Here is a 17,085-nt window from a genome sequence, read left to right as displayed (position 1 = left end):
ATTTGTCTATTATGACCTATTGCATAGGCAATTCAGCATTAAGGCCTGTAGACCTATGGCATTTCAGGCACCCAAGAAAACCTCTGAATGATCGCAATGTCACTCCCCTTCCACTCGGAAGTTAACATGACCAAATAATGGATTTCTATAAATTTACAATTGGCTTAAATGAACAAGTCCTACTACCAACCTTATCCATAAGCATATAGCCCTACTCGCTGTCCAAGGAGTAGGCTGTAACGCTCATTGTGAACTAATTTCGACAAGGGATATAATTGCGCTGAAAAAAATCCCATCCTAAATTTGGGATTGTGACGTCTCTTGCCTGTCGAGAAATGTCGTTCAAAATGCCCTTGAGGCGCAAAAAGAGGAGGAATTGGTGGAATGAGTTCTTTTGCAAGAAAGGTTCGTAGGAAGATGCCCCTGACAACCAAGTCAGTGCTCACCCTCTCCTTGCTTCTCGGTTCCTGGAACGGATCAATCGTTGCAGCAGCCAGTGCTAAGGGAGCTGAGGCTTCACACCTTCTTACGTATGGAGGAGCGGCTTATGCTTCATCAACCGAAGGCGGCTTAACGCCCGAGAAAGCCGTTGATGGCAGCCTGGAATCCCGTTGGGGCAGTGCGTTCAGCGCAGATCCGCAATGGATCTATGTAGACCTTGGTGCCCATGCGACGATCGACAAGGCCGTCATCCGTTGGGAGAATGCCTACTCCAAGTCGTACAAGATTCAAGTGTCCGACGATGAAACAAATTGGAAGGACATCTACACCGACACCAAAGGGGACGGCGGTATCGATACCATCAGCCTATCCGGGCAAGGACGCTACGTCCGAATGCTTTCTTTGGAGCGCAACGGTGGATACGGGGTATCGCTGTATGAATTCGAGGTTTATGGTACGGGTGGCACAAATCCCATTCCGATCGTGCTCGGTGAAGATGTTGCCAAGAATAAACCGGTCGTAGCTTCCTCCTTCGAGAAAGCCGACAAAGATAAACCCGCTATGCCGCCGGAGAATGCGAACGACGGCGACCTGACGACCAGATGGTCCTCCGCTCATACAAGCAACGAGTGGATTTATGTGGATCTCGGCAACGTGCATGATATTGGCCGTATCCGTCTGAACTGGGAGAATGCGGCTGGCCGCATCTATGATCTGCAAGTGTCTGACGATGCGGTCAATTGGACGACCATCTACCGGGAAATGAACGGCCAAGATGGCTGGATCGACACACCGGTCTATGCAAAGGGCCGTTATGTAAGAATGAATGGCATTAGCCGCACGACAAGCTATGGCTACTCCTTGTTCAATTTCAGCGTTTACGATTATGTGAATGGTGATCCGAAGCCGGAATATACGATTCCAGCACTCCCTACCGCTTCGACGGTTAATGTCGGTAAAGGCAGCTATCTGACAAGCGATATTAACATGCCGCAGCCACGTCCTCCGATGAACAAGTCGGATGAACTGCATGCACCTATTCCATCGAATGACTGGTGGCAATCGGTCTTGATCAAGAACTTCAGCGACAGCCTGATCACGCTCCCGCTGAAATCCAAGTACTCCACGCTCGGTCTCGGTATCCTGAATCCAGGCGCTGGTTGGGTGAATGATACGGGCAACTCGCAAGCGGCTGATGGCGGTCCGGATTTCTACTTGCATGCCGGCAACATCAGCACCACCAACGTGAAGAACAAAATTACCGGTTATGGCGATTGGTCCGCTACTGTAGCGCTGAGCGACAACGACACGGAGAAAATGAAAACAACCTTCGTCAAAGGCTCGCCGTATTTGTATTCGGAATTCAGCGACCCGACGACATCGGAGTTGTATTTCCCAGTGTCCACCCGCTTCTATGACGACAAAGGCAATCCGGTTCTTGCTACCGAAGGCGCTACTTTGGCAGCAGATCATATCGGGTTTGCTGTGACGAACGTAGACGGCTCCCCGCAAGCGAAGAAAGTAACCCGGAACTATGGGGTTTTCGCGCCGGAAGGCTCTGTCTTCATGAAAGTCGGCAACAAAGTGAAAATCCGCTTAGGCAGCGGACAGAACTACTTGTCCGTAGCATCGATGCCTGCCGCAGGCGACTTGAATTATTTCTATAAGCATGGTTATGCATTCGTTACGAATACGATTGTAACGCCGAGCTTCGACGATTCTACATCTGAAGTGGTAACGAACTTCAATGTGGAGATCGACCAGAAGCGGTCGGATATGGAACCAACGACCTTGATGGCACTGCTCCCGCACCAATGGAAGCAATCCTCGTCGTCCCTGACTCCTCTTACTTATCCATCCATTCGCGGAACGCTTAAGCTGCATGAAGGCAATTCGTTCACGACAAAGGATCAGTTTAACGGAATCGTTCCGCAATTCACCGAGCCGGGGGATTCTTCGTATTCCCGCGAAGCACTGCTAGCGCAATTAAGCTACCTGGATGAATCGACTTCGAAGAACATCATGTCCGGCGATGCTTACTGGCAAGGGAAAGTGCTGCATCCGCTGGCCATGGGCGTATTAATAGCCGATCAAATCGGAGACCAAGCGTACAAGGAAGTGTTTCTTGCACGACTGAGAACGATCTTAACGGACTGGTACACGTATTCCAAAGGCGAGCCGGATTACTTCATGTACTACGATCCAACTTGGGGCACGATGTATTACAAAAACAGCGAATTCGGCGCTAACACAGGCTTGACGGACCACCATTTCACCTATGGTTACTTCGTCTTCGCTTCTGCCGTACTCGCAACTTATGATCAAGACTTCAAGGACAATTATGGCGGCATGGTCGAGCATCTTATTCGCGACTACGCCAATCCGTCCAAGAAAGATCCGCTTTATCCGTTCCTCCGCAATTTTGATCCCTACGAAGGCCATTCATGGGCCGGCGGGTATGGAGACAACAACAACGGGAACAACCAAGAAGCTGCCGGCGAGTCCCTGTTCGGCTGGGTAGGTGAATACATGTGGAGCTTACTGTCCGGCGACAAAGCTACCCGTGATATCTCCATCTACGGCTTCACAACGGAGCTGAAGGCTGTCGAACAATACTGGTTCAACTATGATAACGACAACTGGCTGCCCGAGTTCGCTCACAAATCTGTTGGACAAGTATACGGAAGCGCATATAACTTCGGTACCTTCTTTAGTGGAGATCCTGTCAATATTTACGGCATCCACTGGCTGCCAACAGGCGAGTATCTAACGAGCTATGGTTTCGATCCAGCCAAAGCCGCTGATTTGTACAACGGTATGGTAACGGATAACAAAGGTCCTGAGAATGCATGGTACCATATCGTATGGCCTATCGAAGCACTAAGCAATCCGCAAGCTGTACTTAATAAGTTCACAGTGGATAACACCCAGAAGAACGAAATTTTCAACACCTATTGGTTCGTACACAATATGGCTACGCTTGGCACGCGCACGGATGACATCTGGGCGAGCGGTTGGACCGGCGCATCCGTTTACAAGAAAGGTTCCGATTACTCTGCCGAGGTGTGGAATCCTACGAACGAAGCGATTACGGTAACGTTCCATAATGCTGCAGGGATAACGGGTTCGGCGAAAGTCGGTCCGAAAGCGCTTGTTAAAGTCGATCCGACGAAAGTGACGGATTTGGATACGAACGTGGCTCCTGTGCTTGCATCCGACAAGACAAGTAATATGATCAAGCAGCCGATCGAGCTGACGTTTGCCGATCATCTGAAATGGCGCGAGTCCATCAATACCGTTCAAGTGAACGGAGCATCGCTTGACCCATCGGACTATATCGTACAAGCAGGCAAAATCACCCTGGACAGCTCGTTGTTCCCGGTTGAAGGCAGCTATTCGATCGTAGTGAAGGCTGCTGAATTCCCAGACACTAGCGTTCAGCAAGTTGTCATTACGGATTCAGCTGTCAATCTGGCGCTGGGCAAGCCAACGTTCACGTCGGACAAACCGAATAATCCGGGCTCTTATGCTGTAGACGGCAAACTGGATACGAGATGGGAATCGGCCTTCAGCGACCCGCAGTTTGTAGCGGTTAACTTGAAGTCCGAATATCGAATCAGCCATGTTCGCTTGAACTGGGAAAATGCTGCTGGTAAGAGCTACAAGGTGCTCGTCTCGACTGACGGTCAACAGTGGACAGCTGTATATTCCACTACCCGCGGTCACGAAGGCATCGACGACATCACATTCCCTGCCGAGAATGCGCGATTTGTCAAAGTAGAAGGTACAGAACGTACGACAAACTACGGCTATTCCCTATGGGAGCTGGAAGTGTTCGGCACTCCTGCAGGCAGCCTGGACGCACCGGATCTGATGGCAGATTCGACGATGAACCGTGCAGGACAACCGATTGATATCGGTTTCGAAGATTTCGCAGATTGGAGAACAGCGATCCAGACCGTGAAAGTGAACGGGACGCCTGCAGCCGCTGCGAAATACGAAGTTGCACCGGGAAAAATCACGCTGGACGGTTCCCTATTCCCTGCTGCCGGCAACTATGACATTACGATCGAATCGAATGGTTTCGCCATGACAAGCATTCAGCAGCCGATCGTAACGAACTCGAATGTCAACCTTGCCCTGCGCAAACCGACATTCACATCATCGACTCCGAATCAATCAAGCAGTTATGCGGTTGACGGAAACAAAGCAACGAGATGGGAATCCGGTTTCACCGACCCGCAGTCCATAACGGTCGATCTCGGTAAGGAAGAAGACATCAGCCGCGTCCTTCTGAACTGGGAGAATGCAGCCGGTAAGAGTTATACCGTGGAAGTTTCCACAGATAACAAGGCTTGGAAAACGGTCTATACGACAACGATAGGCAAGCCAGGCATCAACGATATCGGCTTCTCTCCTATCTCTGCACGTTACGTTAAAGTAAACGGCACGGAACGGACTACTAACTACGGTTACTCGTTGTGGGAACTTGAAGTGTACGGTAACGGTACGGGTCTGCCAAGCGCGCCGGAACTGTCAGCCGATACGACAAACACTACAGTAGGCCAGCCGATTGAGGTGAGCTTTAACGACGATGCGGCATGGAGAAATGCGATCGAATCCGTCAAGATTGACGGCACATCGATCAACGCATCTCAATATCTGGTGAGTGCCGGAAAAATCACATTCAACGCTTCTTTGTTTAAACAAGCTAAGTCGTATGTGATCTCGATTCAAGCGAAGGATTACACAGAAGCATCCGTTCAACAAGCAGTAGGCGCTATCGATCAGCCTGGCCATACAGATCCGGACCCTACTCCGGATCCGGGTACGAACCCCAATCCGCTGAACCTTGCGTTCGGTAAAGCAACAGCTTCTTCGCCGGAGTATCACCGCTCTAGCAGCGATGCCGTTGACGGTCGCTTGGATCGCCGCTGGGAATCCGCATTTGCCGACAATCAATGGATGAGCATCAACCTCGGATCAGCAAAAACGATTAACCGCGTTGTGCTCAATTGGGAAAATGCCTTTGGCAAAGCCTACACCATCGATGTCTCGTTGGATGGGGAAACTTGGACGACTGTATTCGCCACGGACAATGGCAATGGCGGTATCGATGATATCTCCTTCGCTCCTGTCCAAGCCCAATACGTGAAGATGAACGGTATCAAGCGCGGTTCCCCTTACGGCTTCTCGCTATGGGAATTCGAGGTGTATGCCGGTGATAAAGCTCCTCTCTCAGGACCTGCATTATCAGCAGATGCCACAGAGAACACGCTTGGTAAACCAATCGATATCACATTCGAGGATGACACTGCTTGGAGAAACGCAATCAGTGCGGTTGAGCTGAACGGCGTTACCCTTCAACCGAATCAATACACCGTGACAGCTGGCACAATCACGCTTCATGCGGAATTGTTCACGGAATCCAATCCTTATGTGGTGACCGTTCAATCGCTGGGATACAAGGCCGATTCCGTAGTACAGCCAATTACAGCGGGTATCAACCTTGCTCTTAACAAGAGCACCGCTACTTCTGAAGGTGCCCTTCAAGGCGGCGAGCGTGCTGTCGATGGAAACAAAAGCACACGCTGGGAGTCGGCATTCAGCGATCCCCAGTGGATCCGTGTTGACCTCGGCACAACGAATACGATCAGCCGAGTCCTCTTGAATTGGGAGAATGCCTCCGCAAAGGCATACTCCATCGAAGTGTCACAAGATGGCGAGAACTGGACAACCGTTTATGCGACAGCTAAAGGAGACGGAGGTATCGACAACATCTTCATTACGCCTGCCGAAGCTCGTTTCGTCAAGGTTCATGGCACAGAGCGCAATACGCAGTACGGTTACTCTCTGTTCGAGTTGGAAGTTTACTAATCCTATAACGTTGTAAAACAAACAAGCTGACATCGGGTCTAACCGACGTCAGCTTGTTCTATTCCTTCAATGTTTGCCTGCTTGAACCGCTTCATAAGCGGTCGGCGCTTCCAGGCCCTCTCCCTCGGTTAAAGGGAATGCTGAAGCGCTGCGCAGCTTGATAATGATTTTGCGAATGCTATCTCCGGACAGATGATACTGTCGCTCAAGTTCTTGTACGGTACTTCCGTTTGCGTAACGCTGGAAGATCTCTTCGTTACGCTGTCCGATGATGACGCGTGATCCACTCTTCTCGCCCCAACCGGCGCGCTCGCTCTGCTGCTTCGGGACATAAATTAGCTCGCCCTGAATGTAGCGCTGAAGCTCCTCCAATAGTCTAGGGGGAAGCACATCTCTTCCGTTCTTGTAGTTCAACGTAAACCTCCTTAATCGTATCGGCCAATACAACGCCATCTGAATGCGATTTGTTCACGTTTCCTTCCCCCTCTCATTAATATGGAAAAAACACGATCATTCTTAAAAATCGTGCTTCAATACTCATTATAAGTGAAAACGGTTCATGCCGTCTTCCTTTTGTAAGAAAAGGGAGGCCGGAAGGCCTCCCTCTTTATGGTGACCTTCGCTTTAGGCGAAAGCCACCTCCGTGTGCTTGATCAATTGAATCAGCTCCTTTCATGAAGATTTTGTCGGGCCCGACATCTATATTAACGCATATTCAGATGCGTGCAGACAAGTGAAAGAACGGGTATAGTTGTTTTTTCGTGCGAATTGGGCTGCAAACTCTTGTGGATGGCGCGATTACTGCAAGTATTTCCCCGTAATGGACTGCTGCGCCTGCGTAATCTGCGAAGGTGTTCCCTCGAACACGAGCTGTCCGCCTCTGCTGCCTCCATCCGGTCCCATATCGATGATCCAATCCGCTTGGCTGATCACTTCAAGGTTATGCTCGATCACGATGACCGTATTTCCGGCATCCACGAGGCGGTTCATGATCGCCAGAAGATGACCGATATCGGACATATGCAGCCCGGTCGTCGGCTCGTCCATCACGTAAATGCTGCCTTTCTTATGCAGTTCGCTTGCCAGCTTGATGCGCTGGCATTCCCCGCCCGAGAGCGTGCTCATCGGCTGTCCGAGCGTAATATAAGTCAATCCCACATCGCTCATGGCCTGGAGCTTGCGCACGACCTCTTTGAGCTCGAAGAACTCCAGTGCCTGCTCCACGGTCATCTCCAGCACATCCGCGATCGATTTGCCGTTAAACTTGTATTCAAGCACCTCCTCCTTGAACCGTCTGCCTCCGCAAACTTCACATGGCAGATCCACGCTGTCCAAGAAAGATAGATCGATTGACACAACGCCCTGCCCCTGGCAGTTCTCGCAAGCGCCTTTGGAGTTGAAGCTGAACAAGCCCTGATTGACCTTATTCGCCGAAGCAAATGCCTTGCGCACGTCATCCATAATGCCCGTATACGTGGCCGGGTTCGACCGGGATGAGATGCCGATGGCCGATTGATCGATGACGATCGCATCGGAATGCTGACTAAGGAAGACGTCGTTAATCAGCGTACTCTTACCCGAGCCGGCGACACCTGTAACAACGGTCAGCACACCGGTTGGAATATCCACGCTTACGTTCCGTAGGTTGTGCAGCGTAGCATTCTTGACGGCCAGTTTGCCGGATGGTTTCCTGCAATCCTGCTTCAGCTGGAGCGGCCGCATCATGTGGTTGCCCGTAAGCGTACCCGACTCCAGCAAGCCTTGGTAGCTTCCCTCGAATACGATGTTTCCTCCGCGGCTGCCGGCATGAGGCCCGACGTCCACGATATGATCCGCCACCTTGATAACATCGGGATCATGCTCAACGACAATCACGGTATTACCTTTGTCGCGAAGCTTCTGAAGCAATTCATTTAATCGATGAACATCGCGGGGATGCAATCCTACGCTAGGTTCATCGAAGATATAAGTGACATCGACCAAGCTGCCGCTCAGATGTTTGACCATTTTGACGCGCTGCGATTCACCGCCGGACAAGGTGTCTGTCTCCCGATCCAGCGTCAAGTAATCAAGACCGATGTCGACAAGGTGCTGCAGTCGTTCCGTCAGCGACTTGATGACCGGAGCTGCGACCGGATCCTCGATCTCCCGAACGACTCGGATAAGCTGCCCGACTTCCATAGCGGAATACTCCGCAATATTGTGTCCGTTGATTTTGCAGCTAAGCGCAGCTTGACTAAGTCTCGCGCCGTGGCAGCTGGAGCAGGAGCCCTCGATGATGAAAGGCGCAACGGCTTGCTGCGTCCGATCGGACATCGTTTTCACATCACGCTTGATGTACTTGTTCGTAAACTTCTCGATGACGCCTTCCACCGTAATATTCATCGCTTTGCCGGCAAAATCCATCTCGACTTTACGCGCCTTCGCGTATAAGAGTTGCTCCATTTCCTCTTCCGAGTATTCGCTCAGTTTCTTGTCCACGTCGAAGGAGCCCGACTGCAAGATCATGTTTATTTCCCAGCCGCCAACTTTGTAATCCGGAAGCATGATGGCCCCTTCGTTTAGCGACTTGGTCATGTCTACCGCTCTGTCCATGTTCACGATCATGCTGCGGCCAATTCCATTACACTCGGGACACATGCCTTGCGGATCGTTGAAGGAGAACATGTTCGCTGGCCCAACATAAGGCTTGCCTGCCCTGGAGAAGAGTAGGCGGACAATGGGAGAAATGTCGGTAATCGTGCCCATCGTGGAATGGGAGCCCCCGCCAAGCCTCTTCTGATCCACGATGACGGCCATGCTCAGATTCTCGATGGCGTCCGCTTCAGGCTGCGGAACCTTAGGTAAGAAGGTGCGCACAAACATGCTGAAGTTCTCGTTCAGCAATCGCGTTGATTCCGCGGCGATGGTATCGAAGACGATGGATGACTTACCCGATCCGGATACCCCCGTGAAGATCGTAATTTTCCGCTTCGGAATGCGTAAAGAGACATTCTTAAGATTGTTCTCCCTTGCTCCCGAGATGACGATATATTCTTGATTGATTTCGCTCATGCTGCCGTTCCCCTCCCGATCATGATCATTGTCCGAAGCAGCATAAACCGGCTGCATTCCACATGCAGCCGGTTTATAGCGTTTCGGGTACTATTCAAACAGTTTGACCAGCTGACCGAGCATTGCACCCCAGCCATATTTTGCGCCATTGAGCGCTTGTTCATTGGAGATGCCGGTTTGCTCGAGATGAAGATTAACCTTTCCGTCTCCAAGATCTTGCAGCGTCCAAGTAACCGTGTGTCTCTCCTCACCGGTTCCCCAAGTGTAAGACAACGTGCTTGGTTCATCTACGATGAGCACTTCGCCTTCAACGATACCATCCCAATATTCAGTCGGCTTCTGACGGAATTGGAAACGGTGACCGACGACGGGCTTGAAATCATTCTCCATCACCCATTTGGCAAGCTTAGTTGGATCGGTTAAAGCACTCCATAGCTTCTCTATTGTTGCTGTATATTGATAATCCAAATTTAAAGTGAAACTCATTCCTCATCCTCCTCTAATAGGTGCTGCAAACGGATCAGATTCGTGTTCCAAAATTTGCTGTAAAAAGAAACCCAATGTTGAATTTCTCGGAGCGGTTCGGCGTTTAATCGAAATCTCGTTTCTCGGCCGACCTTACGGTCAAGTACGAGTCCGGCTTCTTTAAGGATGGTCAAATGCTTGGATACCGCTGTACGGCCCATTTCAAACTGTGCCGTTAATTCGTGCAGCGGCAATTCCTCTGCCTCTGCCAGCAGTCGAATCAATTGGCGTCTGGTTGGATCAGCAATCGCGTCAAACGTATCCCGCAACTGGTTGTTCTCGCTCACAACACCCTCTCCTAATTTTGTTGACTGTGGTATTGGACACCATTTGGTGACATGTTTATTATAGGACTTCGTTTGGTGTCATGTCAACTGCGTGCTGGTTGAAACTCCGGAGCAGCCTCACCTCTTATTTTCATCTCAACTACGTTTTTCTATAACGGTTTTGTCTGTGCATGTTGCATAGTAGCAACTAAAAAGCAGCAGATCGAAGTGACCTGCTGCCCGGGCTGACGCTAAAGTTTCGACAGCCTTTTTAACTATCATCTTGCATTCCTCGAAAATCTAACGAACCGTAGAGGCGTTATTTGAATAGTTAAGTTACTCAGCTGGTTGATGTGCCGGCAGCATCGGTACGCTGCTCGCCCTTCTTGGCGATTTCCAGCGTGCCTGATTCGGTATCCACTTCGCCAAATCCGTAGTGTTTGTAGCCCGTCTCCGTAAACGCGCCTTCGGAATTAACAACACCGTATTCCGTCCATCCGGTCTCGCCGAATATGCCGCTGTTATAATAAATGAAATCGCCGCTAGGTTTCGGTGCGGTGCCGACGCTGTCCGTCCATTTACCCTTCATGAAGATCCGGAGCTGATCCTCGATGACCCCGGATAATCTGCCGGCCCATGTTACAACCCCTTGATCGTCAATGATCTCGATCAGCTGCGCTAGATTTCCATCAATACGGATGAATCGAAGCGCTTCCCCTTCGGGAAACAGCATCGTCGCCCCGTCGGTCTCGCCGACGTTCTCCGCGATCAATGGCTTAATCGCATATTGCGGATTATAGCTGAGACCAACCGCTACTAGTCGTGCTTCAGCCAGGCTGCCGTTATACAGCGTATCATGCTTCTTCTTGCCGATGTAGGATGAGATGAACACCGTCCGGTCATGCCAATCGGAGGCATAGCCAAATTGAGCAGCCAGGTAACGAAGCGGTACATAGGCACGATTACCATGCAGCTTCATGGCTGTATCTAGCCGCTCAGTCGCTTTGCTCGTACCACCGGGCTGATCGCGCTCCACTACTGCAACGCTGCTAAACGCAGTGAAGCGGACCGTTACGCCCCACTTTCGAACGATCGCCGTATTTGTCTTGGCATTCCACTCTACTTTCGCTCCGAAAGCTTCACTGACTGCGCGCAGCGGCACCAGCACCCGTCCATGGTCAATAATTGGAGCGGCATCCGTCGAGGTTGCCTTCCCCATCACTTCAATTTGAATCTTCGCTGTTGAGGCGGCATTCGCCTGTGCCCGCTCTGTGCCTGGCAGCGAGAAGAAAGCGCCGGCCATAACCGTAGTCGCTACTATCGCAGCTGCAATTTTATGTTTCATCCGTTTCCATCTCCTTGGCGTCGTAGTAGATCGGTGATTAACTCGATCTTGAATTACCTACTCAGACGATGAAAGCACGGAAATGGTTGCAAGTCCCATTTTAGGAAGTGGATTGGGCGAAATGCAGTTATTCGTATGTCGGCACAATCTCCGTTTTCGAACGTGGATTTAGTTTATACGGCACGACATCACCTGTCGCTAAGTACCAATCCGCGATTCGTTCCGTCAATTGCAGCCGAATGTCCCGGCAGTCCTCGTCGTCTATGACATTGAGCAGCTCATCAGGATCTGTCGATAGATGGTATAGCTCGTCTCTTTCGTAGAGCCGACGGACAAGCTTCCATTCCTTAGAGCGAATCATGACTGCTTTGCCGTGCTGTTCGAGAAAATCGGACTGCACACTTACTCGTGGCCAATATACATGCGTTCGAGCGGGCTCCGGCTCATGCGTGTGCGGCTCATCTATCAAAGCGCCTCCCTCGCAGAAGACATGTTCCCGGTGCTCGGCAGTTGCGCCTATACTAATGGGAATCAATGATTTTCCAAAATGAGTATGCTTCTTGGGAAGCTTAGCTAGCTCTGCCACAGTCGCATAAAAGTCGATCAGTTCCACGAGTGCATCTACCGGCTCTGTTCTACTCGGTACCGGTAGTGAAGCGGGATACTTGATGACGAGCGGCACACGGGTCAAGTCATCCTCGAACGTCACTTGCGTTTTTTCAACCATTCGATAATCTCCCGCATATTCACCATGATCGCTAAATACGAATATCGCCGTGTCATCCCAATGCTCGGTTCCCTTGAGTGCATCCGTCAGTCTGCCAAGCGCCGCATCTGTTTTCGTGATCATGCCATAATAAACGGCGAGGATTTCTTTGAAGTCTTCTTCACGCAAATCACCTAATTTCATACGTGCTCGAATTTCATCCAGGTGTCTTGTCTTGGTTCCGTTGTCCGGCATTGGAATCAGAGGCGGCAGCCGCTCGCGATCATACAACGAATAATAAGGCTCTTCAACCTGAAAAGGGACATGTGGATCATGCAGAGTAAGACAGATACAGAACGGCTCCTGAGGACCACTTTGCAGGAATGCAATCGCTGCCTGAACGAGCGCATCATCATTGCTGACAATTTCGTGTTCGGCAAGTTTGCCCCGATAATGGGTATAAAACAGCGGATCGTCCTGTTCCATAGGCGTCGGAGCGATACGATCGTAATTAACATCGTCCGGGGTCACGCGAATATTGCAAACCTCCATCTGATGCTCCACTCTTACGACGTCATTTTTTCCACCCCACCACACGGTATATCCCGAATCCTTAAGCTCTTGAAGCAAAAACGGCTCCTCCGGCGACAGCATATGATGCATGGTCCGATGCCCCCGTACATGGGGATACCAGCCGGTCATGAAAGAACACCGGCTCGGCGTACATACCGTGTTCTGGACAAAACATCGGGAGAATGCCACTCCCTCTTCGGCAAGCGCATCCGTATACGGCGTTTGGACGACCGGATTACCTAAACAACCCACGTCCTTGCCCCGCCACTGGTCCGGATTGAAAATAATGATGTTGGGTCTTTGCTCACTCATCGGCATGCCTCTCATTCCCCATCCTTAATGGTATCTACGCGGCTGGCTCCTATATGAACGATTAATAGACGGACTCCCTGAAGGAAAGGGAATCCGTCTCTATCACATAAATGCTAGCCGAGCCATTACGCCTGAAAGTTAATGTCGTTAAATGCCGGACTTTCTTCTTACCGGGTAAAGCATCGTGAAGTTGAAAGTTTCGATTTCCGTGTAAGGTACGGTTAGCGCATTCAACGGTTCATAAGGAACGGTCTCCATGCCGAGTACGCCTTCCCTTGAATCGAGTTCATAGTCAGCTGACTGCTCTAGCCACGCAAATACGGCATCATAAACGTTCCACATATGTGCCTCATTCCCCGATACACGAGCGCTGACGCATAGACCTCCGGAAACCTCTAATGTTTCAATACCAGCAGGAACATCGCCGAATTCATCCACCGCGAGTCCCACCCAGAGCGTGTCAACTTGTTTGTTCCATTGCTCTTGCGGTATAAATACATACGCATTAGGTACATCAGAAAGCCTCGCATCATTAAGAGGAACCTGCTCTGTTAATTCGCTCCATGCTTTCCGAGTTCCACTCTTGTCCTCCGTCATCCCCGTCCGAACTGCCAGTGCCTTAAATGGAGCAACTTCAACCAGCTCAACTGCAATCGTATTCTGCATGACGACATCTCCTCTCACAATCTCCTATCGGTTACCAATCATGAATCTTCGAGAAAGGTTTAGCGAACAGAGCGTTGAATTAACTGAATCGTCTTGCGAGCGCCTTCGATTTCATTGCCGTCTGCCGGCACGCTTTCTACGCCCCAGGTACCTTCAAACCCATTATCTTGAAGCAACTTACAGAAAGAAGGAACATTCTGAGTCAGTTCCTGACCATCCTCTGTAAAGTGAAAGGATTTGATATGAGTGACCGTTGCGTATTTCGCGCACTTCAACCAGCCTTCAGCCTGCTTGCCATGTGCCCAATTCCACGAATCCAGCAGCAAGCCCAGCCCGGGAACCGCTTCCAGAAGTTCGACCGTATTATCCGGATCTACGGTCGGCCCCCAATGATTCTCCACGATTACTTGGATTCCGGCTCGCTCGGCACGATCAATGAGATCCCGATAACCTTCAACGACAATACCAAAAACTTCGTCCGTCCATTGCTGAGGTCCGCCGGAGTCGATACGAATTTGGGATGCGCCGAGCTTCTCGGCAATATCGATCCAGCGGTATGCGCGCTGCCGATTGCCAGCCCGCGCTTCCTCGGACTCTTCATAAATATGCGCCCCGTCAACCGCGATACAGCCGAACGGCAATCCGGCTTCATCTGCCGCGAGCTTCACGCGTTCCAGAAACTCATCGTCCATAGCCGTCAGATGTTGCGATTGGTCAGGGTTAGCACCGGCATGCAGCGCTTCCTCGCCATGATTCAACTCTGCTAAGTGTGCGTTCCAGGGATCCAGCTGCGTACACCCTAGTTCTTTGCAATCCTTAATATATTGGAAAATATCTTGTTTCCCCTCCGCCAACAATCTGTGAAAACTGAACGAACAAATGCTGATTTTCATTCGGTTTGCCTCCCATGGTTACGAAAATATGTTCTTACTGGAACATATTCCATTTCCGTTCCCATTTTCCTCCTATTCCATGATAAGTTGGCGATCAGTTGAGACTATGCTTATGCATATTGCAAACGGCAGAGCTCCGCATACCGCCCCGAATGCAGCAGTAGATGTGCATGTTTCCCTTCTTCGACCACTTTAAAGCGCAAAAACGGCGAAAAATGAAGCTGAGAGTTCTTAATTCGAACTCTCAGCTTCATTTCTCTAACCAGGCTTCCTCCCCAATCACGCACTACGATCAATTGGAAATCTCGAACTCGTACAAAATCGGCGTGTTAGTTCCGCCGGTGTAGTAGATGCGCGCTTTTGTGCCCGTCACGCCGGGGAACGTCGCGACTGTCGGCGCACCGGGATCGCTGATTGTCGTACCGGTGTATGCGGTAGCCCAACTCGAGCCGTTCCAATATTCAATGCGGTAGCCCGTCGTCCGGCTACCATACTCCGACAACGCAACTCGGTTAAACGTCGTGCTCGCGCCGAAATTCACTTCCACCCACTGTCCGTTATAGGTGGAACCGAGGGCTGCCTGCCAGTTAGTGCCGACATTGCCATCGAAGGCTTTGTCCGCCGTTTGGACCGTATCCCAATCGGAGGAGCTGGCGTAGGTTTTGCCCGCGGCGAGATTGACATACTGACGGTTTATCTCGAACTCGTAAAGGATCGGCGTGAAACTGCCACCGGTGTAATAGATTCTTGCTTTCGTGCCCTGCACAGTTGGGAAGGACACCGTTGTAGGAGAAGACACGCTTCCGATTGTTGTGCCAGTATAAGCTGTTGTCCAGTTCGAGCCGTTCCAGTATTCGATGCGATAGCCCGTTGTGCGGCTGCCATATTCCGACAGCTTTACTTGATTGAAGCGCGTGTTTGCACCAAAATCAACCTGCACCCACTGCCCGTTATATGCCGAACCCGAAGCGGCCTGCCAGTTCGTCGCTCCGTTGCTGTCGAACGCCTTGGCTGCCGTTTGGCTGGCATCCCAGTTGGAAGAACTGCTGTAAGCGTCGCGATCCAGCGCTAGATTTGCCGGATTCGCGGATGGTTTCAGCACGTTCTTGATCGCGTCGAGACGCTCCGTGCCGTCGTAAAGTGTCGGTGCGATCCATCCTCCCTCGTCGTATTCGTTCCACGCGTACATGATGACCGCGTTTGCTTCTGCCGTCGAAGCGTTGCTGCCGACCCAGCTCAGCGCATTCGTCAGGTTTGCCGCGATTTCGGACGGCGTCGCGGTTTGGACCCAGTCGTTCGGTCCGACCGACGTCCAGCTCACGGGATGATCGTAACGTGGACGCGTGTCCATGCCCGTTGTCACCCATGGAATGACCTTTTTACCGGTAGCCTTGTGGTTGTTCCAGTTCACCTGGTCCTGGGCGGCTAAGCCCGAGTATGCGCCACCACCACCCGACCACGTGATATACGCGCTGATCGCGTCCGCTCCGATCGAAGTCGCCGCACTCGATGCTGCGGATGAATTATCGGACATGACGACGACGTAAGGATTTGCCAACCCAAGCGCGGTCGCCTTGCTACGGATCGAGGCGATATCCGTCGCACTATAGCCGCCTGTACCACCGAAAATATAAAGCAGCGGCCGACCACCCATCACCTTCTGGTAATTGCTTTCTTGAAATTTGCTCACCAGCCAGTCGAATTTCGTAGATGGCAGGCTGCCCGTTCCGAGGATGTACGTGTATTTCACATCGCTCTTGTGCGTGCTGGAATCGTACAGATTCCTTGCCGTATCCATGCCGCTTCCGTCCGGATAAAAACAGAATGCCCAGTAATCAATGCCCGCGTATTTGGCGAAGGCGATGTCCTGGTCCATGAGGCTCTGGGTCAACTGCCGGGCGTTAACGGAATTTGTCCCGGTCTCCACACCGAAATACGGCAGCCGAAAATGGTACTTATTCGGTCCTAGCGTCTGCTCGACCTGCAGTCCAACCTGAGGTGCGCCGACCCCGTCGGTGTTCAGCGTGCCAACCCACGCATCCCAGCGAATGGCACCGACCAACGTGTGATTGGGGTTATCGGCATAAACATGAAGCGCTTGAGGCAGAGCCTTAACCGGCAGCAATCCCGTGACGACCGTCAGGAACAAAGCGGCGGAAGCCAACCATTTGAATAATCGCATGTCCCGCACTTCCTCTCTTAGTGGACGTTTCAACTTGGTGAAGCCAGCGTTTACAATTAAATCCCCCTTCCTACCCTCAACTTCTCGCACGGCGTACATATCTTCCGTAACCATGGTGTGTGCCGTACTTTTCGCGCTAAGCATGCTTTACTTGCGCTAGCACTAAAAGTATAGCGCTTTCATTTTAGAAAGTGGATTGCCCGGCTTTACCATTTTGATGTTCCTTTTTACCTGCGACATATCCG

General features: G+C 51.2%; 10 protein-coding genes. 1 reads left to right on the top strand and 9 read right to left on the bottom strand.

Translation table 11 applies throughout. The annotated features are described in order from the left end of the window. Positions 1-384: 384 nt before the first annotated feature. On the top strand, positions 385-6,318 hold the full coding sequence (locus AC50Y3_RS04530; RefSeq protein ID WP_494817542.1) for a discoidin domain-containing protein: 5,934 nt from the start codon (positions 385-387) through the stop codon (positions 6,316-6,318). Positions 6,319-6,384: 66 nt separating this feature from the next. Here AC50Y3_RS04530 and AC50Y3_RS04525 read toward each other — a convergent pair whose 3' ends face one another. The 9 genes from AC50Y3_RS04525 to AC50Y3_RS04485 all read right to left on the bottom strand — a co-directional run bounded on the left by AC50Y3_RS04525 (position 6,385) and on the right by AC50Y3_RS04485 (position 16,840). Continuing rightward, on the bottom strand, positions 6,385-6,732 hold the full coding sequence (locus AC50Y3_RS04525) for a CD3324 family protein (RefSeq protein WP_494817541.1): 348 nt from the start codon (positions 6,730-6,732) through the stop codon (positions 6,385-6,387). A 384-nt stretch (positions 6,733-7,116) separates the two neighbouring features. Continuing rightward, on the bottom strand, positions 7,117-9,372 hold the full coding sequence (locus tag AC50Y3_RS04520; protein WP_494817540.1) for an ATP-binding cassette domain-containing protein: 2,256 nt from the start codon (positions 9,370-9,372) through the stop codon (positions 7,117-7,119). 90 nt (positions 9,373-9,462) lie between these two features. Beyond that, the gene (locus AC50Y3_RS04515) at positions 9,463-9,858 is read right to left on the bottom strand and encodes an SRPBCC family protein (protein WP_494817539.1); all 396 of its coding nucleotides are present in this window, start codon (positions 9,856-9,858) and stop codon (positions 9,463-9,465) included. Then, positions 9,855-10,184, bottom strand: coding sequence for an ArsR/SmtB family transcription factor (locus AC50Y3_RS04510; protein WP_494817538.1), 330 nt, complete (start codon positions 10,182-10,184; stop codon positions 9,855-9,857). The genes AC50Y3_RS04515 and AC50Y3_RS04510 overlap by 4 nt, the downstream gene beginning before the upstream one ends. Positions 10,185-10,503: 319 nt before the next feature. Next, positions 10,504-11,508 carry a copper amine oxidase N-terminal domain-containing protein gene (locus tag AC50Y3_RS04505; RefSeq protein ID WP_494817537.1) on the bottom strand — a complete coding sequence of 335 codons (1,005 nt, stop codon included), beginning with the start codon at positions 11,506-11,508 and terminating at the stop codon, positions 10,504-10,506. A gap of 127 nt (positions 11,509-11,635) precedes the next feature. Next, on the bottom strand, positions 11,636-13,099 hold the full coding sequence (locus tag AC50Y3_RS04500) for a sulfatase family protein (protein WP_494817536.1): 1,464 nt from the start codon (positions 13,097-13,099) through the stop codon (positions 11,636-11,638). 147 nt (positions 13,100-13,246) lie between these two features. Then, positions 13,247-13,765 carry a GyrI-like domain-containing protein gene (locus AC50Y3_RS04495; protein ID WP_494817535.1) on the bottom strand — a complete coding sequence of 173 codons (519 nt, stop codon included), beginning with the start codon at positions 13,763-13,765 and terminating at the stop codon, positions 13,247-13,249. 59 nt (positions 13,766-13,824) lie between these two features. Beyond that, complete coding sequence (locus AC50Y3_RS04490; protein WP_494817534.1) at positions 13,825-14,658, bottom strand: sugar phosphate isomerase/epimerase family protein; 834 nt, start codon at positions 14,656-14,658, stop codon at positions 13,825-13,827. Positions 14,659-14,950: 292 nt separating this feature from the next. Continuing rightward, entirely contained in the window at positions 14,951-16,840 is a 1,890-nt protein-coding gene (locus tag AC50Y3_RS04485) for a galactose-binding domain-containing protein (RefSeq protein ID WP_494817533.1), read from the bottom strand. Between the last annotated feature and the right edge of the window lie 245 nt (positions 16,841-17,085).

The organism is Paenibacillus sp. J22R98 (genome assembly GCF_059383835.1).
The sequence above is the reverse complement of the archived record's forward strand: the minus strand, read 5'-3'. Positions and strand labels throughout refer to the sequence as shown.

Coding starts and splice junctions, on each gene's coding strand:
- AC50Y3_RS04530 (WP_494817542.1), top strand. CDS start 385: ATGAGTTCTTTTGCAAGAAAGGTTCGTAGGAAGATGCCCCTGACAACC.
- AC50Y3_RS04520 (WP_494817540.1), bottom strand. CDS start 9,372: ATGAGCGAAATCAATCAAGAATATATCGTCATCTCGGGAGCAAGGGAG.
- AC50Y3_RS04515 (WP_494817539.1), bottom strand. CDS start 9,858: ATGAGTTTCACTTTAAATTTGGATTATCAATATACAGCAACAATAGAG.
- AC50Y3_RS04505 (WP_494817537.1), bottom strand. CDS start 11,508: ATGAAACATAAAATTGCAGCTGCGATAGTAGCGACTACGGTTATGGCC.
- AC50Y3_RS04500 (WP_494817536.1), bottom strand. CDS start 13,099: ATGAGTGAGCAAAGACCCAACATCATTATTTTCAATCCGGACCAGTGG.
- AC50Y3_RS04495 (WP_494817535.1), bottom strand. CDS start 13,765: ATGCAGAATACGATTGCAGTTGAGCTGGTTGAAGTTGCTCCATTTAAG.
- AC50Y3_RS04490 (WP_494817534.1), bottom strand. CDS start 14,658: ATGAAAATCAGCATTTGTTCGTTCAGTTTTCACAGATTGTTGGCGGAG.
- AC50Y3_RS04485 (WP_494817533.1), bottom strand. CDS start 16,840: ATGCGATTATTCAAATGGTTGGCTTCCGCCGCTTTGTTCCTGACGGTC.